Annotated in this window: 17 protein-coding genes; 15 read left to right on the forward strand and 2 right to left on the reverse strand. The window is 74.4% G+C overall.

Translation table 11 applies throughout. From position 1 onward, the window contains the following. Window positions 1–6 precede the first annotated feature (6 nt). The 12 genes from ABTY40_RS23305 (at window position 7) to ABTY40_RS23360 (ending at window position 13,961) form a co-directional block, all read left to right on the forward strand. Window positions 7–735, forward strand: a complete 729-nt coding sequence (locus ABTY40_RS23305; protein WP_352061294.1) for a TauD/TfdA family dioxygenase — start codon at window positions 7–9, stop codon at window positions 733–735. 80 nt (window positions 736–815) lie between these two features. Next, window positions 816–1,871 carry an AurF N-oxygenase family protein gene (locus tag ABTY40_RS23310; protein WP_352061295.1) on the forward strand — a complete coding sequence of 352 codons (1,056 nt, stop codon included), beginning with the start codon at window positions 816–818 and terminating at the stop codon, window positions 1,869–1,871. Between the two features lie 19 nt (window positions 1,872–1,890). Further along, entirely contained in the window at window positions 1,891–3,174 is a 1,284-nt protein-coding gene (locus tag ABTY40_RS23315; RefSeq protein ID WP_352061296.1) for a KamA family radical SAM protein, read from the forward strand. After that, window positions 3,171–4,703, forward strand: coding sequence for a dipeptide epimerase (locus ABTY40_RS23320; RefSeq protein WP_352061297.1), 1,533 nt, complete (start codon window positions 3,171–3,173; stop codon window positions 4,701–4,703). The genes ABTY40_RS23315 and ABTY40_RS23320 overlap by 4 nt, the downstream gene beginning before the upstream one ends. Next, window positions 4,700–5,812 carry an Ldh family oxidoreductase gene (locus ABTY40_RS23325; protein WP_352061298.1) on the forward strand — a complete coding sequence of 371 codons (1,113 nt, stop codon included), beginning with the start codon at window positions 4,700–4,702 and terminating at the stop codon, window positions 5,810–5,812. Before ABTY40_RS23320 ends, ABTY40_RS23325 begins: the two co-directional genes overlap by 4 nt. Next, on the forward strand, window positions 5,809–7,131 hold the full coding sequence (locus ABTY40_RS23330; protein WP_352061299.1) for an ATP-grasp domain-containing protein: 1,323 nt from the start codon (window positions 5,809–5,811) through the stop codon (window positions 7,129–7,131). The genes ABTY40_RS23325 and ABTY40_RS23330 overlap by 4 nt, the downstream gene beginning before the upstream one ends. Further along, window positions 7,128–8,342, forward strand: coding sequence for a GNAT family N-acetyltransferase (locus tag ABTY40_RS23335; protein WP_352061300.1), 1,215 nt, complete (start codon window positions 7,128–7,130; stop codon window positions 8,340–8,342). The genes ABTY40_RS23330 and ABTY40_RS23335 overlap by 4 nt, the downstream gene beginning before the upstream one ends. A 6-nt stretch (window positions 8,343–8,348) precedes the next feature. Then, window positions 8,349–9,269, forward strand: a complete 921-nt coding sequence (locus tag ABTY40_RS23340) for a branched-chain amino acid transaminase (protein WP_352061301.1) — start codon at window positions 8,349–8,351, stop codon at window positions 9,267–9,269. Beyond that, entirely contained in the window at window positions 9,266–10,177 is a 912-nt protein-coding gene (locus ABTY40_RS23345; RefSeq protein ID WP_352061302.1) for a hypothetical protein, read from the forward strand. Before ABTY40_RS23340 ends, ABTY40_RS23345 begins: the two co-directional genes overlap by 4 nt. Window positions 10,178–10,199: 22 nt before the next feature. After that, window positions 10,200–11,567 carry an MFS transporter gene (locus ABTY40_RS23350; RefSeq protein WP_352061303.1) on the forward strand — a complete coding sequence of 456 codons (1,368 nt, stop codon included), beginning with the start codon at window positions 10,200–10,202 and terminating at the stop codon, window positions 11,565–11,567. After that, complete coding sequence (locus ABTY40_RS23355) at window positions 11,564–12,841, forward strand: ATP-grasp domain-containing protein (RefSeq protein WP_352061304.1); 1,278 nt, start codon at window positions 11,564–11,566, stop codon at window positions 12,839–12,841. The genes ABTY40_RS23350 and ABTY40_RS23355 overlap by 4 nt, the downstream gene beginning before the upstream one ends. 1 nt (window position 12,842) lies before the next feature. Then, window positions 12,843–13,961, forward strand: a complete 1,119-nt coding sequence (locus ABTY40_RS23360; protein WP_352061305.1) for an alpha-hydroxy acid oxidase — start codon at window positions 12,843–12,845, stop codon at window positions 13,959–13,961. A gap of 198 nt (window positions 13,962–14,159) precedes the next feature. Here ABTY40_RS23360 and ABTY40_RS23365 read toward each other — a convergent pair whose 3' ends face one another. Beyond that, entirely contained in the window at window positions 14,160–15,647 is a 1,488-nt protein-coding gene (locus ABTY40_RS23365; protein ID WP_502990649.1) for a SulP family inorganic anion transporter, read from the reverse strand. Window positions 15,648–15,992: 345 nt separating this feature from the next. On the opposite strand from ABTY40_RS23365, the gene ABTY40_RS23370 reads away from it, so the two are divergent. Further along, window positions 15,993–17,606 carry a class I adenylate-forming enzyme family protein gene (locus ABTY40_RS23370; RefSeq protein WP_352061311.1) on the forward strand — a complete coding sequence of 538 codons (1,614 nt, stop codon included), beginning with the start codon at window positions 15,993–15,995 and terminating at the stop codon, window positions 17,604–17,606. Window positions 17,607–17,637: 31 nt separating this feature from the next. Here ABTY40_RS23370 and ABTY40_RS23375 read toward each other — a convergent pair whose 3' ends face one another. Continuing rightward, on the reverse strand, window positions 17,638–18,909 hold the full coding sequence (locus ABTY40_RS23375) for a M6 family metalloprotease domain-containing protein (protein WP_345287450.1): 1,272 nt from the start codon (window positions 18,907–18,909) through the stop codon (window positions 17,638–17,640). 397 nt (window positions 18,910–19,306) lie between these two features. Here ABTY40_RS23375 and ABTY40_RS23380 point away from each other — a divergent pair, with 397 nt between their 5' ends. Together ABTY40_RS23380 and ABTY40_RS23385 are read left to right on the forward strand one after the other, a co-directional pair. Beyond that, complete coding sequence (locus ABTY40_RS23380) at window positions 19,307–20,032, forward strand: TetR/AcrR family transcriptional regulator (protein WP_502990648.1); 726 nt, start codon at window positions 19,307–19,309, stop codon at window positions 20,030–20,032. 118 nt (window positions 20,033–20,150) lie between these two features. Then, complete coding sequence (locus ABTY40_RS23385; protein ID WP_352061307.1) at window positions 20,151–21,686, forward strand: MFS transporter; 1,536 nt, start codon at window positions 20,151–20,153, stop codon at window positions 21,684–21,686. The last annotated feature ends 120 nt before the right edge of the window (window positions 21,687–21,806 follow it).

Raw genomic sequence — 21,806 nt, forward strand, 5'->3', positions numbered from 1 at the left:
TCCTTCATGTCTACGGCCCTTGATATTCACAGTCGGGAACTTGCGGAGCAGGGGTACACGCTGCTCGGGGGGATCACCACCGACGAGGAGGCGGCCGCGGCGGTCGGTGTCTTCGGTGAGCTGGTCCCGCAGTACGACGGCTCGCTGCGGTACCAGGTGAAGGCCGCTCCCGGGTTCGAGCAGCGCCGGTACTCCAAGAGCGTCAACACGATCCTGGTGCACACCGAGGCGCCGGGCTGGAACCCGCCGCCCACCTATCTGGCGCTGCACTGCCGCGTGCAGGCCACCTGCGGCAGCGGGCACACCGAGCTCGCCGACATGCGGGCGTTCGTCGCCTCGCTGTCCGAGCGCGACCGGGCCGCCCTCTACGAGCAGACCGTCGACTGGGTCGGCCACAACACCGGAGGCGTCGGCACCGAGGGCGTCCGCCGCCCCGTCGTCGAGGTCACCGACAGCGGCCAGGAGATCCTGCGCTTCAGCTACAACCTGCTGACCACCGGCCAGTACGACCCGCCGGTCGACGCCGCCGTCGACCCGGAGCAGCTGCCGCTCGGCAGCTTCGGCATCCACCTCGCCGAACAGGCCGAAGCCTTCTTCCGGGAGAACCGCGTCTCGGTGCTCATCCCCGAGAACCACGTCCTGATCTGGGACAACCAGCGCATGGTGCACGCCCGTTCCGCCTACACGGACAAGCGGCGTCACCTCACCCGCTACTGGATCGCCGCCCAGCGCTGAACCGCGCGCCCGTCACCAGTCACCCCGTCACCGGTGGCCCCGCCACCCCGTGACAGACACCGATCACGTGAGGCCCACGCATGACTGACGTCCGGAACGCGCCTGTTCAGGAAGCTCAGGAAGCTCAGGAGGAGGAGTTCCCCACCGGACTCCCGGAGGAGCTCCGGGGGCTGCCCGAGGGCGTTCCCCGCCACGACCCCGACAACCAGATCGAGAGTGCCGTCATCCGCCGGCTCGTCGGCAACTGGCACCGGCGCGCCACCGTCAAGCGGGAGGAGCCGGACCTCGACGAGCTCTTCGAGCTCGACCGCCCGGACTACCCCGAGCGGATCCTGCCCTTCCGCGACCACCCCACCTACCAGGCGCTGGACCCGGAGAAGAAGTCCCAGCTGCTCAGCTGGGCCTGGATCGCGTACAACCGGCACACCATCATGGCCGAGCAGAAGGTGGCCAACCCCGCCTTCGCCCTGGTCATGGAGGGCGAGTACCCCGAGCTCCAGGACGAGGCGCTCAACATCTCCCTCGCCCAGGCGATGGTCGACGAGCAGTACCACACGCTGATGCACCTCAACGCCAGCGCGGTGACGCGCCGCAAGCGCGGCCGGCCGATGCCCGACCACGAGCTGCCGATCTCCCACACGGCGCGCGAGCACCAGCGGCTGCGCGACGGCGCGGACGAGCGCTGGCAGCGGTCGCTGACCACCCTCGCCTTCGCGACGGTGTCGGAGATCTCCATCAACGCCTACCTGGACCTGCTCGCCGACGATCCGGACATCCAGCCGATCAACAGCAGCACCGCCAAGCTCCACAACCGCGACGAGTACTGCCACGCCTCCATCTCCGCGGTGCTCGCCGAGGTCGTCCACGACCGCCTGGACGAGAAGAAGCAGCGCTTCTTCCGCGACATGCTGTTCGAGGGCCTGGAGGCCTTCGTGGCCACCGACTACACGACCTGGCACCGGATCATGGACCTGGTCGGCGTCGAGGGCGGCCACGACATGCTCCACGACTGCCAGGCCGAGCAGAGCCGCAGCCGGCTCGTCCGCGACTACACGGGCCTGCACACCCTCATCGAGCGGATGGGCGTCCAGGACCTCGTGGAGTTCGACTGGTCCAAGTCCCACGTGGCGCGCTGAGCGGAATCGAGAGAACCCCGTGAAGCACTACGCGAACGAACGCCTCGCGCAGCTCGCCCGGGACCGCGGCATGCCGGACGAGTACGTCCGCGACCTGCGCGTGGTCTCCAGCGTCCTGCCGTTCAAGGTCAACGAATACGTGGCCGACGAGCTGATCGACTGGTCGGCCGCGCCCGACGACCCGATCTTCCGGCTCACCTTCCCGCACCGGGACATGCTGCCCGCCCCGGTCTTCGACCGGATGGCGGCGCTGCTGGACGCGGGCGCGCCGCGCGCCGAGCTGCGCGCGGCCGCCACCGCCGCCCAGCTGGACCTGAACCCGCACCCGGGCGGCCAGCTCGAGGCGAACGTGCCGACCCTCGACGGGCGGCGGCTCGACGGCCTCCAGCACAAGTACGCCGAGACGGTGCTGGTCTTCCCCTCCCAGGGGCAGACCTGCCACTCGTACTGCGGTTACTGCTTCCGCTGGGCCCAGTTCGTCAGCCAGGAGGAGCTGCGCCAGGCGCTGCGCGACCCGGCCGACCTCACCGGCTACCTGGCCCACCACCCCGAGGTCACCGACGTGCTGTTCACCGGCGGCGACCCGATGATCATGCGGACCGAGGTGGTACGCCGCTGGGTCGAGCCGCTCCTGGAGCGGACCGACACGGTGCGCACCCTCCGCTTCGGCACCAAGGCGCTGTCGTACTGGCCGGCCCGGTTCACCACCGGCCCCGACGCGGACGACCTGCTGCGGCTGTTCGAGGAGTGCGTGGCGCGCGGCCGGCACGTGGCCCTCATGGCGCACTTCTCGCACCCGCGCGAGCTGGAGACGGACGCGGTGCGCGAGGCGATCGCCCGGATCCGCGCCACCGGCGCCGAGGTGCGGGCCCAGGCCCCGCTGGTCGCGCACGTCAACGACGACCCCGCCGCCTGGTCGCGCATGTGGCAGCTCCAGGTCGAACTGGGCGTCATCCCCTACTACATGTTCGTGGAGCGGGACACCGGCGCCAGCAGCTACTTCGGCATCCCCCTCGCCCGCGCCCTCGACATCTACCGCGAGGCCGTACGAGGCGTCTCCGGGCTGGCCAGGACCGCCCGCGGCCCGGTCATGTCGGCCGCGCCCGGCAAGGTGATGCTGCACGGCACGACCGAGGTGGCGGGCGAGCGGGCGTTCGTCCTCAGCTTCCTCCAGGCGCGCCGGCCCGAGTGGGTGGGGCGGCCGTTCTTCGCCGCGTACGACGAGCACGCCCAGTGGTACGACGAGCTGAAGCCGGTCTCCTTCGGCACCACCCTGCCGTCGTACGCGGGTGACCAGTGGTGAGGCTCCACGTCCACGAGATCCGCCTCACCGACCACGACGTCTGGCGCAGTGCCCGCGAGGCGATCCCCGTACAACCCGGTGTGCTGGTCGAGCTGTCGGCGGGCGGACGGTCCGGTTTCGGCGAGGCCTCGGCCTTCATGACCGACCGCTACAACTCCTCGCTCGACGCCCTGCACGCCTCGCTGCGGTCGGTCGCGGGGACGCTGCGCGAGCTGCCGGCCGACGACCCCGAGGGGGCGTGGGAGGTACTGGCTCCGCTGCTGTCCGGTTCGCCGTTCGCGCTGGCCGCGCTCGACGTGGCCGCGCACGACCTGGCGGCGCGCCTCGCGGGCGTACCGCTGTGGCGGCGCCTCGGCGCGGCCGGGCAGGGGCCGGCGGGCGGGGGTACGGACGGGCCGGGCGCGCTGCGTTCCAGCTACAGCATCGGCCTGGACGAGCCGGACGTCATGGTGCGCAAGCTCCTGGAGCGGCCCGGCTGGCCCGCGTACAAGGTCAAGCTGGCCGCGCCCGGCGACCTGCACATCCTCCGGGCGCTGCGCGAGCACACCGACGCGCCGTTCTACGTCGACGGCAACTGCGGCTGGGAACCCGCCGCGACGGCCGCGGCGCTGGACGCGATGGCGGAACTCGGCGTGACGCTGCTGGAGCAGCCCTTCCCGCGCGAGGCGTGGGCGGAGGCCAGGGAGCTCAAGAAGATCTCCCCGGTCCCGGTGTACGCGGACGAGAGCATCACCGGGCCGCAGGACCTCGACGCCTGCGCCGAGGCCTTCCACGGCGTGAACCTGAAGCTGATGAAGGCCGGCGGCATCACCCCGGCCCTGCGGATGCTGCGCGCGGCGCGGGCCGCCGGGCTCGGCACGATGCTCGGCTGCATGCCGGAGTCCAGCGCGGGCGTGTCCGCCACGGCGCACCTGGGTCCCTTCGTCGACCACCTGGACGCCGACAGCATCGCGCTCCTCGCCGTGGACACCGGCACCGGTGTACTGCTCGACGCCGAGGGCGCCCTCACGCTGCCCGACGCTCCCGGCACCGGTTTCGAGCCCGTGTACGACGGGCCGGCGTTCACGGTCCGCCCCACGGCGGCCGGCCGGGCCGGCCAGGCCGGCTGGGACGCCGAGGAACTGTCCGTCCACCGCGACGGTGTGGCTCTGGCCTCCGTACGGGTCCGGCGCCGGCCCCTGCCCGGGCACGCGCCGGCGGACACCTTCCGCCAGCTGGACGGGACGGCCGCGCCGGGTACGGAAGCGGTGACCCCGGAGGAACGGGTGGCCCTGCTCCGCGGCGCCGTCACCCGCGCGGTCGCGGACGGCGCCGACACGGTCTGGCTGCGGACGGACGACGAGGGCGTACGGGAGGCCTGCCGCGCGGCCGGTTTCCGCCCCCTCGCCGGGTCCGGCGGCCAGGTCCGCGACGGCGCCGCGCACGGCGGACCCTCCGGTGCCGGCCGTCACAGCGCCGGCGGCGGCCCCCTCCCGGACGGCGACGACCCGTCCCCCCTCATGGTCTGGAAGGCGAACGAACCCGCATGACCCACGTGCACGACGTGCGGCCCACCCCGGCCGCCGGGGACGTCACGCCCCCCGAGCCCGCCCCCTTGCTCCCCGCCGCCACCGCCGTCACCCTGGCCGAGACCGCCCTGACCCGGGCGGGGCTCGCGCCCGGGGACGCGCGGGACGTGGCGGAGGCCCTGACCGAGACCTCGCTGCGGGGGATCGACACCCACGGCCTGCGCCTGCTGCCGCAGTACCTGGACGAGCTGGCCGACGGGATCGCCACCGCCCGGCCCGCGATCCGGACGCTGCGGGACAGCGGCGCGGCCGTCATGCTCGACGCCGACGGGGCGCTGGGCGTGGTGGCCGGCCTCGCCGCCGCCCGGATCGCCGCCGAGCGGGCCCGTATCCACGGCGTGGCCGCGGTCGGCGTCCGCAACTCCAACCACTTCGGGGCGGCCTCCGTCTACAGCCGGCACCTCTCCCGGCAGGGCCTGGTCGGCATCGTGACCACCTCCGCCGCCTCACGGGTGGCCCCCTTCTCCGGGACCGAGCCGCTGTTCGGCACCAATCCGCTGAGCTTCGCCGCCGCCGTCGAGGACGACGAGTTCGCCCTCGACATGGCGACGAGCCAGGTCTGCTTCGGAGAGATCAAGGAGCGCCGCAAGCACGGCACGGCGCTGGACGCCGGCTGGGCCACCGACACCGAGGGCCGGCCGGCCACCGACCCGGAACAGGCGTACGCGCTCTCGCCGCTCGGCGGCTACAAGGGGCAGGGCCTGGCCATGGTGGCCACCCTGCTCGGCGCGGTGCTGACCGGTTCGCCGGGGGACTGGGAGCTGGAGCACATCGGCGCTTCCACGCCGGGCCGGAGCCGGGGCATCGGCCACCTGGTGGTGTGTCTGGACCCGGCCGCCTTCGCGGGCGTCACGGAGTTCGCGGAGGGGCTCACCGGCCTGCTCGACACCACGCGCGGCGCCCCGGCCGGGGCCGACGCCGAACAGCCCGTGCAGGTGCCGGGCGACCCGCAGCGGCGCGTGGCCGCCGAGCGGGCGGAGCGGGGCATCCCGCTCGACCCGCACACCACGCGGGCCTTCGCGGCGCTCGCCGCCGAGCAGGGCGTGGCCTGGCCGGAGGTGTCGGCGTGATCCTCGTCCTGCTCAGCCCGCGCAACGCGGGCCTGCCCTTCGCCGAGTGGCTGCGGGAGGAGGCGGGCCGGCTGCTCGCCGTCACCGCCGAGGGCGTGGCCCCCGGGCCCGGCTTCGCGCACGTCGAACGGGTCGCCGACTACACCGACGACGAAGCCGTCCTCGCGGCGGCCCGGCGGACCGCCGAACGGTACGGCGTCACGCGGGTGCTGGCCCTCGCCGAGGTGGACGTCGAACGGGCCGCCGCCCTCCGCGCCGAACTCGGCCTGCCCGGCCAGCTGCCGGAGAGCGCCCGCGCCTACCGCGACAAGGTCCTGATGAAGGAACGGGCGGCGGCCGGCGGCGTACCGGTGCCGCCGTTCGCGGCGGTCGCCTCGGCGGCCGACGTCGCGGACTTCATGGCGGCCCACCCGGGCCCGGTCGTGGTCAAGCCGCGGGGCGGTTCCGGTTCGACGGGCGTCGCGGTGCTCCACGACCCGGCGCAGATCGCGGAGGTGGCCGACCGGGTCGCCGGCGGCGGTCACGAGGTCGAGGGGTTCGTCGAGGGCCGCATGTGCCACGTGGACGCGCTGCACGTCGGCGGGGAGCCGGTGGTCTGCGTGCCGTCCGTCTACACCGACGGCGGCTGCCTGTCGCACTGGACCGACTCCGGCAACGGCAGCTGGACGCTGCCCGCCGACGACCCGCTGCACGAGCGGCTGGTGACGGAGACCTGGCGGCTGGTGGGCGCGCTGCCGGCGGCGCCCGCGCTGTTCGTGCACGCCGAGTTCTTCGTGACGGACGCCGGGGAGATCGTCCTGTGCGAGATCGCCGGCCGGGTGGGCGGCACCCCGATCCCGGCCATGCTGGAGGCGGTCCTCGGGCTCGACCCCCGGCACCTGTGGGCGCGGATCGAGTGCGGGCTCCCGGTGGACCTGGACGCCGTACGGGCGCACGCCGCCGCCGCGCCGCTCGTCGCCAACTACGGCCTGCCGCCGCGCGACGGCCGGATCGTCCGCCTGCCCGACCGGGCGCCCGCCGGTACGCGGGACTTCACCGTCCTCGCGCGGCTCGGCGAGGACTGGGGCGGCGCCCGGTACGAGGGCCGCAAGTCCGGTGACTTCATCGCGACCTGGCTCGTGACGGCGGACGACGCCGGGGAACTGCTCGCGCTGGTCGACAAGACGGGCGCGGAGGTGGAGGCGGGCTTCGGCTGGGAGCCGTCGACCGCCCCTGCCGGCCCGTCGGCCACCTCTGCCGGTCTGCCGGGCGACCCTGCCGGCCCGTCGGCCACTCCCGTACCCGCGCCCGGCGCGCCCGGCCCGGAGGCGGCCCGGTGAGCGATCTGACCGCCGAGGTCCTCGGGCCGGACGCGCGGCCCACCGCCACCGCGTTCCCGGCCCTCGCCGCGCCCGCGGTGGTCTGGGAGGACGACCGCTGGTGGCGGTTCACCGAGCGCACCGACCTGCACGAGGTGCGCTACCTCGCCGTGCGCGAGGGCGGCGACCTCGTCGCCCTCGCCCCCCTCCTGGTCACCCGGGACGGCGGCGGGCTGCTGTTCTACGACACCCCGAGGATGACCGGGGAGACCAACGCCTTCGGCGCCCCGGAGCTGCTGGACCCGGAACGGCGGACGCGCTGGGAGGAACTGTCCGGGCGGCTGGACGACGCCCGCCGCGGCCAGTACCCCTCCGTCACGCTGGCCGTGTTCGGCTCGCACCACGGCATCGTCCACGCCACCGGCCGCGACGAGGCCGGCCGGGCGCGCGTCCTGGCGGAGCTGCCCCGGCTCCTGGACGAGGCCGCCGGGCTGCTCGGATGCCGCAGCAGCTCCCTGCTGTACGCCACCGACGAGCAGGCCGCCGTCCTCGGACCGGCGGCCGAGGCCCGCGGCCACGTCCCGGCCGTCCTGGGCGCCGAGTCCGTCCTGCGGCTCGAGGCCCCCGACTGGGAGGCGTACCTCGCGGGCCTGGCCAGCCGCAAGCGCCGCCGCGCCCACCGCGAGCTGGAGGAGTACGCGGCGGCCGGTTTCCGCACCGTGATCCGCGAGGGTCCCGAGGCGCTGTCCGACTCGGTCGTCGACCTCCAGGTCGCGCTGCGCGCCAAGTACGGGCTGCCCGGCGGGCGGCCGCGCGTCCAGCGGGACTTCGACGCCCTCCGGGAGACCGTCGGCGACAGCTGCCTGGTCCTGAGCGCCGAACGGGACGGCGAGACCCTCGGGTTCGTCCTCTACCTGCGGGCGGGCGACGCCCTGTACGGGCGCACGGCCGGCTTCGACGACGACCGTGCCAGGGGCGTCTACTTCGCCCTGACCTACCACGAGACGATCCGCTGGGCGCTGGCCCACGGCGTGCGCGAGGTCTGGTACGGCCTCGCCGCCTACGAGGCGAAGAAGCTGCGCGGCTGCGACCTCGAGGCCCGTCACGGCTGGTTCCGCTTCACCGGCCCGGGCAGCGCCGAGCTCGAGGAGACCCTGCGGCTGCAGGGCACGAGCGAGGACGCCCGCCTGCGGGGTCTCGGGCCGGACAGCACCACTTCACAAGGAGACTGAGCAGACATGCCACTGACCCCGACCCCGTTCATCTGGATGGACGGCGAGCTGGTCCCCTGGGACGACGCGAAGGTGCACGTGCTCACTCCGAGCCTGCACTACGGCTGGGGCGTCTACGAGGGCATCCGGGCGTACGCCACGGACGCGGGCCCCGCCGTGTTCCGGCTGCGCGAGCACGTGGCCCGCCTGCGTGACTCGGCGCGCGTGTACCTGATGGAACTGCCGTGGACCGACGAGGAGCTGGTCTCGGCCGTCCTGGAGCTGGTCCGGATCAACGGCCACGAATCCTGCTACATCCGCCCCATCGCGTACCTCGGCTACGGCGAGATGGGTGTCGCGCCGCAGCTGGACGCGGTACGGATGTCGATCGCGGTGTGGCCGTGGGGCTCCTACCTGGGCGACCGGGCCGAGGCGGAGGGCTGCCGTCTGATCGTCAGCAACTGGCAGCGCAACTCGCACCAGACGGTGCCGCCGCTCGCCAAGGCCACGGGCGCGTACGTCAACAGCGCGCTGGCCAAGGTGGGCGCGCAGCGTGCCGGTTACGACGACGCGCTGATGCTGACGGCGACCGGGCACATCGCGGAGGCCTCGGCCGCCAACCTGTTCGTGGTGCGCGACGGCGCCCTGTTCACCCCGCCGGTCAGCGACGGCATCCTGCCCGGCATCACGCGCGACAGCGTCCTCACCATGGCCCGCGACCTGGGCCTGGAGGTGACGGAGCGGAGCATCCCGCGCAGCGAGGTCTACATCGCGGACGAGGCGTTCCTGACCGGGACCGCCGCCGAGATCGTGCCCGTCGCCTCGGTCGACGAGCGTCCGCTGGGCGCGGGCGGCGTCGGCCCGGTGACCAAGCAGCTGCGCGAGCTGTTCCGGGACGTCGTGGGCGGCCGGCACGACGGGTACGCCCGCTGGCTGGAGCGCGTGTGAGCCGCACGGAACCGCACACCGCCGGGCCCGACGTGACCGGTCTCCCGGACACGGGGACGGACGCCGTCCGCGCCGCCGTCCTGCGTCTGGAGGCCGCGGCCCTGCGCCTGCGGACGGTCCTGGGCGCGCCGGTCACGGCGGCGGCCGGCGTCCCGGAACCGGCCTGGCGGGCCGCCCTGGACGAGGAACTGTGCGACCGGCTGGTCGACCTGGCGGCCGCCCGGGCCTGGGCGGACCGCGAGACGGCCGGCCCGCGGGCCTCCGGCGCGGCGGCCACGGTGCTGCGCGGGTGCGCGCTGTGGGCCGTGGAGGCGGACACCGCCCGCGTCCTCGCCCTGGCGGGCCCGGACGCGTCGGACGGAGCGGTACCGGCCCCCGCCGGCATCCCTGACGGAGCCGTACGCACCGAGCACGCGGCCATCGCCGGCGCCCCTGACGGAGCCGTAGCCGGGTACCCCACCGCCGTGGCAGCGCAGCGCCAGGTGGCCGGGTTCGTCACCGCGCTGGCCTCGGCGGAGGTGTACGACGCGGTGTGCGACGGGCTGCGGGCGGCGCTGGGGCCGTGTCCCGCGGGCCGGGCGGCCGCCGCCTGGGAGATCGCCGACACGGCGCTCTCCGGCCTGGGCGCCACGCGCGAGGAGTGGGTCGGCGCCGACCCGGCGTGCACGGCCGCCGGTGGCTGGGTGCTGGTGGACCGGATCGGCCGGCTCGCGCTGGCCGCCGCCCTGCTGGCGTCCGCGCCCGCCCACCCGGCCGGGGAGGCGGAGACCCGCGTCAACGCGGCCCGCCGGCACACCTGGAACCACCTGCGCCAGCCGCCCCCGGAGGCGGCCACCGCCGTGCACGTGCGGCGGACCGCGGAACTCGTGGACTGGATCACCGGCTCCGCGGGGCGGAGCGGCGCGTGAACGCCGACAGCGGGAGGGCCGCATGAGCGGGGAGCCGAACGGCCGGACGGGCGTGGCGGGGCGGGCCGCGCGCCTGCTGCTGGCCATCCTGCCGAAGACGCCGGCCGGGCGCCGGCTGGCGGCGGGCGCGGCGGTGGACTCGGTCGGCTCGGGCATGTTCCTGGCCGCCTCCACCCTCTACTTCGTCACGGTCGTCGGCCTGCCCGCCGCCCAGGTCGGCGTCGTGCTGTCGGTGGCCGCCGCGGCCGGGCTGCTCAGCCCGGTGCCGCTCGGCCGGCTGGCCGACCGGGTGGGCCCGGTCAAGGTGTACGTGGGGCTGCTGGCGGTGCGCGGCCTGGGGTACGCCGGGTTCGCGCTGGTCGACAGCTTCTGGCCGTACGCCGTGCTGACCTGCGTGCTCACCGCGCTCGACCGGGGCTGCTCGCCGCTCCAGCAGGTGGTCGTGGGCATCGTCGAGGGCGGCGAGAACCAGACCCGGACCATGGCGTCCATCCGGTCGGTGCGCAACATCGGTCTGACGGCGGGCTTCCTGCTGGCGGGCGCGGTGCTCGCGATCGAGGAGCAGGCGGCCTTCGTGGCGCTGTTCCTGGGCAACGCGCTGACCTTCTGGGTGATCGCCGCCGTGGTGGAGCAGCTGCGCCGCCGCTCGGCCGCCGCTCCGGCCTCCGCGGCCGGTGCCGGGGCGGAGCCCTCGCCGGCGTCACCGGCCCCGGCGCCGGCCGAGGAGGTACCGGCCGCCGTCCGCAGCCCCTTCCGGGACCTGCGGTTCATGCTGTTCACGATCTCCAACGGCGTGCTCTCGCTGCATGATTCGGTGCTGTTCATCCTGCTGCCGCTCTGGCTCATCACGGCCACCGACGCGCCCTCCTCGTCCGTCTCGGTGCTGCTCGCGGTGAACACCGTGCTGACCGTGCTGCTCCAGGTGTACGTGGCCCGCTTCGCGGAGACCACGGCGGGCGCGCTGCGGCTGGTGCCGGTGGCGCTCGTCCCGCTCCTGGTGTCCTGCGCGGTGTTCGCCGGCGCCGAGCACGTACCGGTGTGGCCGGCGGCGGCCTGCGCCGTCCTCGCCGTGGTGCTCCTGACGGTGGGCGAGAACCTGCACTCGGTCGCGGTGTGGAACCTGTCGTACGAGCTCTCGCCGCCTCCCGCGCGGGCCCGCTACCTGGCGGCGTTCAGCCTGGGCATGACGGGCCAGCAGATCATCGGCCCGGTGCTCATGACGGGCGTGCTGCTGCCGATGGGGACGGCCGGCTGGGCCGTCCTCGCCGTCGTGTACGCCCTGGCCGCCCTGGTGGTCCGGGCCACCGGCGCGCCCCGCACCGCCCCCGAGAAGGCCCCCGCCCCCGCCTCCTCCCCTGCTTCCCGTTCTTCCAGCGAGGTGACCCCATGACCGAACACGTGCTCATCGTCGGCGGCGGCCGCGAGATCCCCGGCCTGATCCGGGAGGCGGGCGGCCCGGACGTCGCCACGACCATCCTGTGCCGCATGGACTTCGTGCCCAAGATCCGCAAGCCGGGGCAGCACGACCGGGTCCTCGCCCTGCGCAGCGAGGCGCCCGACGAGGAGTGGATCGCGCTGGCCGCCGCCGTGCACGAGCGGCATCCCTTCACCCGGGTGGGCACCTTCGGCGAGCGGGACCAGGACCGGGCGGCGGCCGTCGCCGAGGCGCTGGGCCTGCCGTGCCACTCGCCGCGGACCATCGCCTGGGTGCACGACAAGGACGCGATGCGGCGGCGCCTCGCGGAGCTCGGTGTGGACGACACCCCGGGCGGGCGGGTCGCGGACGTGGCGGAGCTGCGGGCGTTCCTGGCCGAGCACGGCACGCCCTGTGTGGTGAAGCCGGTGCAGGGGGCGGGCAGTTTCGGCGTCTCCGTGGTGCGGTCCGCCGAGGAGGCCGAGGCGGCCTTCGCGCGGGCGGCACGCGACTTCGAGGTCATCCCGGACGCGGGCGTGCTGGTGGAACGCTTCCACGAGGGGCCGCAGTTCAGTGTGGAGGCCTTCTCCGAGGACGGGGAGCACGAGATCCTGGCCGTGACGCGGAAGTTCTCCGATCCGGTGGGCTTCGTCGAGCTGGGCCACGTGGTGCCGGCGGGCCTCTCCGCCGACCAGGCCGACGCCGTGCACGCCTATGTGCGGCGGCTCCTGGACGCGCTCGACATCACCTACGGCGTCACCCACACCGAGGTGGTCCTGACGGAGGACGGGCCGCGCGTCATCGAGACCCACGTCCGGCTCGCGGGCGACGAGATCCCGTACCTGGTGCACGACGTCACCGGCGTCGACCTGGTGGACTGCGTGGTGCGCCAGACGCTGGGCCTGCCGGTGCTCGCGGACATCCGCAAGACGCTGGCCGACCCGTCGGTGGACCGCAGCCCGGAGGCGATCTGGTTCGCGGTGCCCCCGGCCCGCGGCACGCTCGCGCGGATCGACGGCCTGGAGGAGGCCGCGGCCCGGCCGGGCGTGGTGGCCGCCGAGGCCCTGCTCGGCGCCGGTGACGTGCTCGGCGACCTGGACAGCTCCGAGTCGCGGGCGGCCTTCGTCCGGGCACGCGGCGCGGACGCCGCCGAGGCCGTGGCGCGGGCCCGGGAGGCCGTGGCGGGACTGGAGTTCGCCGTCACGGTGTCCGGCGGCGAGGCGGCCGGCGGCGCGCGGGACTGGGTCTGAGATGACCGCGTCCGAGACGGCGCCCGCACCCCGGACGGCGCCCGCGACGGAGCCCGGCCCCGGCGCCCCCGGGGCCCCCGGCACCCCCGCTGTCCGTGCCTCGCGGGACCTGGCCGCGCGGGCGCGGGCCGTCCTGCCGGCCGCCGCGTACGAGTTCTACGCCGCAGGGGCCGACGAGGAGATCAGCGCGGGCGAGGCCGCGGACGCCTGGCGGGACCGGCGCCTGCTGCCGCGCGTGCTGCGTGACGTCTCGTCCGTCGACACCGGTACGGAACTCCTGGGCACCCGCCTGGCCTCGCCCGTCCTCGCGGGCCCGACGGCCTTCCACCGCATGGCGCACGACCAGGGGGAGACGGCCACGGCGGCGGGTGTCGCCGCGGCCGGTTCGCTGCTCGTGCTCTCCTCCCGCGCGACCCGCCACCCCGAGGAGGTCGCCGAGGCGGCCGGGCCCTGGTGGTACCAGGTGTACTGGCTGCGGGACGCGGAGATCACCCGTCGTCAGGTGGAGCGGGCCGTGGCGGCCGGGGCCCGGGCCCTGGTCCTGACCGTGGACGCCCCCTACGTACCGCCGAGGGCCACGTCCGGGCTGCCGCTGCCGCTGCCCGAGGACGACGAGCTGTGCCGTGCGGTGGGCGTGGGGACGCGGCTGCCCGGCTGGGAGCAGGACCCGTCGCTCGGTATCGACGCGATCGGGCGGCTGCATCGCATGTCGGGCCTGCCGGTGCTGGTCAAGGGCGTGCTGCGGGCCGACGACGCGCGGGCGTGCGTGGCGGCGGGCGCGGCCGGCGTGATCGTCTCCAACCACGGTGGCCGGCAGCTGGACCGGGCCGTGGCCCCGGCGGACGCGCTGCCGGCGGTCGTGGCGGCGGTCGGAGACCGGGTCCCGGTGCTCGTCGACGGCGGGATACGCACCGGCACCGACGTGCTGGTGGCGCTGGCCCTCGGCGCCCGGGCGGTGCTCCTCGGCCGGCCGGTCGTGTGGTCCCTGGCCCTGGGCGGCGCCGCGGGCGTGACCGCGCTCCTCGACTCGTACCGTACGCAGCTGTCGACGGCCATGGCCCTGGCGGGCTGCGCGCGGGTCGCGGACATCGGCCCTGACCTGCTGCACGGCGGCGCCTGAGGCGTCCGCGCCCGGCGCCCCGGCTCACGGAGGGCTGATTCGGGGCGGGCGCCGGTGCCGGCGGTCCGGAGCGCGTGGCGCCGGACGGGGTCGGCCATGGCCTGCCGGACGCGCACGTGCTCGTGAGGACCGAGGGTTCCACGGTCCGGGGGTCGCCCAACCCGGCCGCCGGGCGGCGGCGGACGGGCGCCGGCCCGGTCAGTGCCCGCTGAGTTCGCCGGTGAGGCGGCGGTGGAGGTCGGCGCTGGGGGTGTTGAGGCCGGTGATCTCGACCGTCTTGCCCCGCTGGGCGTACTTGTTCTCGATCGCGTCGAGGGCGGCGACGGAGGAGGCGTCCCAGATGTGGGCGGCGGAGAGGTCGATGACGACCTTCTCCGGGTCGCCCGCGTAGTCGAACTGTCCGACGAGGTCGTTGGAGGAGGCGAAGAACAGCTCTCCCGTGACCCGGTAGACGACGCGCCGGCCGTCGGCGTCGGTGACGGCCGTGACCTCGGCGAGGCGGGCGACCCGCTTGGCGAAGACGACCATGGCGGTGATCGAGCCGGTGACGACGCCGACGGCGAGGTTGTGGGTGGCGACCACGGCCACGACCGTGACGGCCATGACGGTGAGCTCACCGGCGGGCATGCGGCGCAGGGTCTTCGGGGCGACGGAGTGCCAGTCGAAGGCCGCGATCGACACCATGATCATGACGGCGACGAGGGCGGCCATGGGAATGTCGGAGACGACCGGGCCGAAGGCGAGGCACAGCACCATCAGGAAGGTGCCCGCGAGGAAGGTGGAGAGACGGGTGCGGGCGCCCGAGACCTTCACGTTGATCATCGTCTGGCCGATCACCGCGCAGCCGCCGATCCCGCCGAAGAAGCCGGTGACGATGTTCGCGATGCCCTGGCCGATGGACTCGCGGGTCTTGTCGGACGGCGTGTCGGTGATGTCGTCCACCAGTTTCGCGGTCATCAGGGACTCCATGAGGCCGACCAGCGCCATCGCGAAGGCGTAGGGCGCGACCGTCGTCAGGGTGTCCCAGGTGAACGGCACGTCGGGAAGGCCCGGCACGGGAAGCGCCGTGGGCAGGGCGCCCCGGTCACCGACCGTGGGGACGGCGATCCCGGCGCCCACGGTGAAGGCGGTCAGGACGGCGATCGAGACGAGCGGGGCCGGGACGGCCGTGGTGATCCGGGGGAAGAACACGAGCAGCACCAGTCCGGCCCCGATCAGCGGGTAGACGGGCCACGGCACGTTCCGCATCTCGGGAATCTGCGCCATGAAGACCAGGATCGCGAGAGAGTTGACGAAGCCGACCATCACCGAGCGGGGGATGAACCGCATCAGCCGGGCCACCCCCAGCGCGCCCAGCACGATCTGGAGGACCCCGCCCAGGATCACCGCCGCGATCAGGTGACCGAGGCCGTGCTCGCGGTTGAGCGGCGCGACGACGAGGGCGACGGCCCCGGTCGCCGCGGAGATCATCGCCCGCCGCCCGCCGACGATCGAGAGGGTCACGGCCATGGTGAAGGAGGTGAAGAGGCCGAGCGCCGGGTCCACACCCGCGATGATCGAGAACGAGATCGCCTCGGGGATCAGCGCGAGCGCGACGACCAGACCGGCGAGGATCTCGGTGCGCCACACCTTCGGGTCGGAGATCCAGTCGGGCTTGAGCCGGCGCAGGCGCGTGGTGGGGGACAGGGCGGCGGGGGAGGACAAAGGAACGGACACCTGTCGGGGAGCGGGACGGCGGAGGGGGGAGGGGGGCGAACGCGGCCCCGGCCTCGTTCGGCGGGGCGGCACGGCGGTGTCGCGGCCCCTGGCCTCCGCCGAGTCTAACGGGGCGGGGTTGACCCCCGGGGGAGGGCGGCATAGCGTCACCGACGGGCTGAGCGAGCGCTTAGGAGGGTCCACGTGAAGGCTGAGGCCGGTACGGAGTCGGCGCGCGGGGCCGGTACGGAGTCGGTACGTGAGGCCGGTACGGGGTCGGCGCGCGGGGCCGGTGGGGGCACCCGGGCCGCCGTCCCCGCCCCGTGGGCCGCCCGCCTGACCGCCGACGGAGCCCCCTTCGCCGTACGCGACGGGGTGTACGCCTCCGGGCCGCGCACCCTGCGCGAGTTCGTGGAGGCCGTCTGGGCCTACGGGGACCGCGTCTTCCTCGTCTCCGAGGACGCGCGCATGACGTACCGGGAGTTCTTCGACGCCGCCTGCGGCCTCGCCCGCCGGCTCGTCGGGGAGTACGGGCTCCGCCCCGGCGACCGGGCGGTCGTCGCCCTGCGCAACCACCCCGAGTGGCAGGTCGCCTTCTGGGCCGCCCAGCTCGCCGGACTCGTCGCCGTCCCCCTCAACGCCTGGTGGACCGAGGACGAGTTCGGCTACGCGCTCGACGACTGCGCGCCCCGCGTCCTGCTGGTCGACGGCGAACGGCTCCCGCGCGTCCGGGCCTGGGCCCGGCGGCACGCGGTGCCCGGGATCGTGTTCCACGGGGACGGTCCGGAGGAGGGGTTCGTCCCGTACGTGCCCGACACCGATCCGTACCTGGGACCGCCCGACGTGGAGGTGACGCCGGAGCAGGACGCGACCATCGTCTACACGTCCGGGACCACGGGACGGCCCAAGGGCGCCGTCGCCACCCACCTCGCGCAGGCGGGCGCGGCCGTGAACCCGCGCTACTTCGCCGCGGCGGCCGCCCTGGCGCGCGGCGAGGTGCCGGGGACGGGACCGGCGCTGGTGTCGCTGACGACGTTCCCCTTCTTCCACGTGGCCGCGTTCACCTCCTTCTACGCCGTGATGGCGGCCGGCGGCACGCTCGTCATGATGCGGAAGTGGGACGCCGGCCGGGCCCTGGAGCTGATCCGGGAACACCGGGTCACCCACTACGCGGGAGTGCCGACCACCGCCCTCCAGCTCCTGGAGGAGGCCCGGCGCGCGGGCGACGGCCTGGAGAGCCTGACGCTGCTCAGCACCGGCGGCGCGCCCGCCCCGCCCGGGATCGTGGCCGGTCTGACGGAGCGGTACGGGGAGCGGATCGAGCCCCGCAACGGTTACGGGCTCACCGAGACCTGCGGCGGCGTGCTGTCCCACGTGGGCGCCGAGTACCGCGCGCACCCCGGCGGCGCCGGCCGCCCGTCACCCGTGACCGAGGTGCGGATCGAGGCGCCGGACGCGAACGGCGTGGGCGAGCTCCAGCTGCGCGGCCAGTCGCTGATCCGGGGCTACTGGGGCGACGAGGAGGCCACCCGGGCCGCCTTCACCGACGACGGCTGGTTCCGGACGGGGGACCTGGCCCGGATCGACGACGGCGGGCGGGTCGCGATCGTGGACCGGCTGACCGACATGGTGATCCGCGGCGGCGAGAACGTGTACTGCGTCGAGGTGGAGCGCGTCCTCCAGGAGCACCCGGGGGTGGCCGACGCGGCCGTGCTCGGCTTGCCGCATCCCGTGCTCGGGGAGGAGGTCGCCGCCGTCGTACGGCTCCGCCCAGACCGGGGCGCGGAGGTGGACGCCGAGGCGCTCCGCTCGCACGTGGCGGCGCGGCTCGCCGCCTTCAAGGTGCCGGCCCGGATCCTCGTGCAGAGGGCGGAGCTGCCGCGGAACCCGACGGGCAAGCTCCTCAAGCGGGAACTCCGCGAGCGCTTCACGGGCGGCGACGGCGGCTGAGGCCTGCGGTTCCGGCGGCCCGGGCAGGGGTTCAGGGGCGGGTGATGCGCACCCGGTAGGTGCCCGCCCCGTCCTCGTCCAGGACGCCGATGCGGATGCCGTTCACGCGGTCGGTGAAGGTCTCTCCGGGGCGGTAGGGCGCGTCCGAGAGCTCCGCGTGCACGTTGGGGCGGCGCGTGCAGCCGCCGCTGGCCCGCTCGCTGTCGGAGACGGTCACCGGACCGTGGCCCGTGTCGACGTCGGACTCCACCCGGTAGATGAGCACGCCCTCGTCGCAGACGGCCTCGTCGTTGCCGTCCTCGGTGCGGACCTCGACGGCGTAGCCGGAGGTGTCGGAGAGCGGGACGAAGGCCAGCTTGGGGCCGCCGGCGAGGGCCAGCGGGGTCAGCAGGTGCTCGCTGGTGCCGGTGGCGGAGGCGCAGCTCACCTGGTCGTTGTCGAGCCAGCCGAGCTTCCACTTGTGCCAGCCGAGGAGGTCGTTGTTGGCCCCCCAGTCCTCGGACATGATGTCCCAGTGGCCGACCGTCCCGCCGCCGTCGGCGGTGTAGAGGTCGGGCAGGCCGAAGACGTGCCCGTTCTCGTGGGGCAGGACCCGGTAGCCGGTCTCGGCGAAGCTGCCGGAGCCGTCGTCCTGGCGGCTGTAGACGAAGGACGTGTTGGCGAGGGGGACGCCGTCCGCGTAGGGGGCCTCGTCGTTGCCGGAGAAGGTCACGGACAGGACGGTGTCGAGGGCGGAGGGCCCGGCGTTCGGGGTGACGAGGACGTTGACCAGGTCGTAGGCGCTGAAGTCGACCTTCGGGTCGGCGGCCTTCACGATGTCCTCGACGAGGGAGCGGTAGCCCGGTTCGTACGGTGAGCCGCGCTCGATCCCGTACGAGGAGAACGGCCGCGGCATGCGCAGCCAGTCGGGTATGGGGGCCTCGGGTTTGTACTGGAGGCGCCCGTAGGAGCTGGTGGCGAACCAGTCGGAGGTCTGCGGGAAGAACTCCCGGTAGCGGCTCATCGCCGTGCCCTCGCCGACCGCGTCGGGGAAGTCGATCATCAGGTTGAGGGCTTTGACGCGGCCGGTGGAACGGGCGTAGCCGGGGGCGGTCGGCATCCCCTCCGACATCTGCACGCCCATCGTGGTGGTGATCCGGCACGGCCCCAGCTGGGTGGTGCCCGGCGTGGTGGCCACCGGTCCGGCCGAGGCCGGGGCGGGCCCGGGGAGCGTGCTGCTCGCGGAGGCGAGCAGGGCGAGCGAGAGCGCCGTGGTCGCGGCCAGGGCGACGGGTCTGCGTATCCGCCGGCGGGTGTGCTGCATGCGGTCGCCTCTCCGGTACGGGCAGGTCTGCGGCACGGGCCTGCCCGGACCGTCCCGGCGGGGGCGGGCGGAGATCGCGCCGTGCGATCAGCCTGGAACGGCCGGTGCGGGGGCGCGCGCCGGGTGGCCCGATCGTGGGTATCGGGGTGGGTCCGGCGGACTGTGACTCAGGTCACGCGGTGGCCGGGAAATAACCGGGGAGCGCGTCCCCGTTTAGGAAGGTGTTCCGTCGAAGTGGGGAGTCCTTCCCCGGTTGGTCGGAACGTGTGAGACCTGTGTGACGGGTGAGCCCGGTGTGACGGACGGGAGACCCGCGGGAGCGGGGGGACACGTGAGACTTGCGAGTCCCGTCCGATGCCCGAAGACCGAACTGATGACCGACCGAGGAGGCCGTGGCGTGACCAGCACCCCCGACGCGGTACGCGCCGGCGCCGCGCGCGCCGCGTCCGTACGAGACGAGGCCGCGCGCCCCGGTTCCGTACCCGCCCGGCGGGTGCCGAAGCCGCGCGCCGACGCCCTGCGCAACCGCGAGCGGCTGGTGACGGCGGCCCGCGAGATGTTCGTGGAGTTCGGCCCCCAGGTGCCGTACGACGAGATCGCGCGCCGGGCCGGCGTCGGGAACGCCACCCTCTACCGGAACTTCCCCGAGCGGGCCGACCTCGTCCACGAGGTCGTCCTGTCCCTGATGGGGCGGGTCGCCGGGATCGCCGAACGGGCGATGGCGGAGGAGGCCGACCCCTTCGAGGCCGTCCGCCGCTTCACCCTCGCCGCCGCCGACGAGCGGGTCGGTGCCCTGTGTCCGATGCTCGACGGCGCCTTCGACACGGAGCACCCGGACCTGGTCGTGGAGCGGGAGCGGGTGGAGGAGGCCGTCGAGGAGCTGGTCCTCCGTGCCCAGCGGGCCGGCCGGCTCCGCGCGGACGTCGGCGTCGGTGACCTGATGGTGGCCGTCTCGCAGCTCGCCCGGCCGCTGCCGGGCACCGCCGGTGACGCCTTCGCCCCCTTCGTACGCCGCCATCTCCTGCTGTTCCTCGACGGCCTGGAGGCGCCGGCCCGCTCCGAACTGCCCGGCACGCCCGCGACCCTGGAGGATCTGCGACGCGACACCTGTCCGGCGTCCTGAGGGCACGGGCGGCGGCCTGACGGTCCGTCTCCCTCCGCTCCGGCGACCCCGACCCCTTCCTCTCCCTTCCTCTTTATTTCCCTTTTTTGACATTTCGCGCCAAGAGGTGGCCACTCCCATGCCCAAAACGCCCGACACCGCCGTGACAGGGGCCGATCCGGCCCGCTGGAAGGCGCTCGTCTTCATCGCGCTCGCCCAGCTGATGGTCGTCCTCGACGCGACGATCGTGAACATCGCCCTGCCCTCCGCCCAGCAGGACCTCGGCATCTCCGACGCCAACCGGCAGTGGGTCATCACCGCCTACGCCCTCGCCTTCGGCGGACTGCTCCTCTTCGGCGGCCGCATCGCCGACCTCTGGGGCCGCAAGCGGACCTTCGTGGTCGGTCTCGTCGGCTTCGCCGCCGCCTCCGCGCTCGGCGGCGCGGCCACCGGCGAGGCGATGATGCTGGGCGCCCGCGCGCTCCAGGGCGTGTTCGGCGCGCTCCTCGCGCCCGCCGCCCTCTCGCTGCTCGCCGTGACCTTCACCGACGCCAAGGAGCGCGCCAAGGCCTTCGGCATCTACGGCGCGATCGCGGGCGGTGGCGGCGCCGTCGGCCTGATCCTCGGCGGCTTCCTCACCGAGTACCTCGACTGGCGCTGGACCTTCTACGTCAACATCCCGTTCGCCGTCGTGGCCGCCCTCGGCGCCTACTTCGTGATCCGCGAGCCCGCGGGCGGCCGCAACCGCTCCCCGCTCGACATCCCCGGCGTGTTCCTGTCCACCCTGGGCCTGGTCGCGCTCGTGTACGGCTTCACGCGGGCCGAGACCGAGGGCTGGGGCGACACCGGCACGATCGGCCTGTTCGTCGGCTCGGCGGTGCTGCTCGCCGCTTTCGTGGCCACCGAGGCCTTCGTCAAGCACCCGCTGCTGCCGCTGCGGGTCCTGACCGACCGCAACCGCGGCGGCATCTACCTCTCCCTGGGCCTCGCCGTGATCGCGATGTTCGGCCTCTTCCTCTTCCTGACGTACTACCTCCAGGTCGTGAAGGGCTACTCGCCGGTCATGACCGGCTTCGCCTTCCTGCCGATGATCACGGGCATGATCGTGGGCTCGACGCAGATCGGCACGCGGCTGATGACCCGGGTCCCGGCGCGCCTGCTGATGGCGCCCGGCTTCCTGACCGCCGGCGCCGGCATGCTGCTGCTCACGCAGCTGGAGGTGGACACCTCGTACGCCGGGCTGATCCTGCCCGCGCAGTTGCTGCTCGGCCTCGGCATGGGCACGGCGTTCATGCCGGCCATGTCGCTCGCGACGCTCGGCGTGGACCCGAAGGACGCCGGTGTGGCCTCCGCGATGGTGAACACCTCGCAGCAGGTCGGCGGCGCCATCGGTACGGCCCTGCTGAACACGATCGCCGCCTCCGCGACGACCGCGTACCTGACCGACCACGCGGCGGGCGCGACCACGCCGGCCGCGCAGAAGCTGGTCCAGCTGCAGGGCATGGTCGAGGGCTACACGGCCGCCATCTGGTGGGCCGTGGGCATCCTGGTCGTCTCGGCGGGCATCGCCTTCGCCCTCATCAACGCCGGCAAGCCGGGGCCGGGGGCCGTCGCCGGGTCCGGCGCGGGCACCGGAGCGGACGACGAGGTCAGGATCCCCGTCGTCGCCCACTGATCCCGCGGGGGGTGACCGGCCGGCCGGGCCGTCCTCGCGGCCCTCGGGTTCGCGGTGGTGGCGGTGGCGCCGGCGGCCTGGGCGGGGCTCGCCGGGTTCACCGTGCTCGGCCTCGGCCTG

The sequence above is a fragment of the Streptomyces sp. NPDC126503 genome (genome assembly GCF_040302405.1).
GTDB lineage: Bacteria > Actinomycetota > Actinomycetes > Streptomycetales > Streptomycetaceae > Streptomyces > Streptomyces gulbargensis.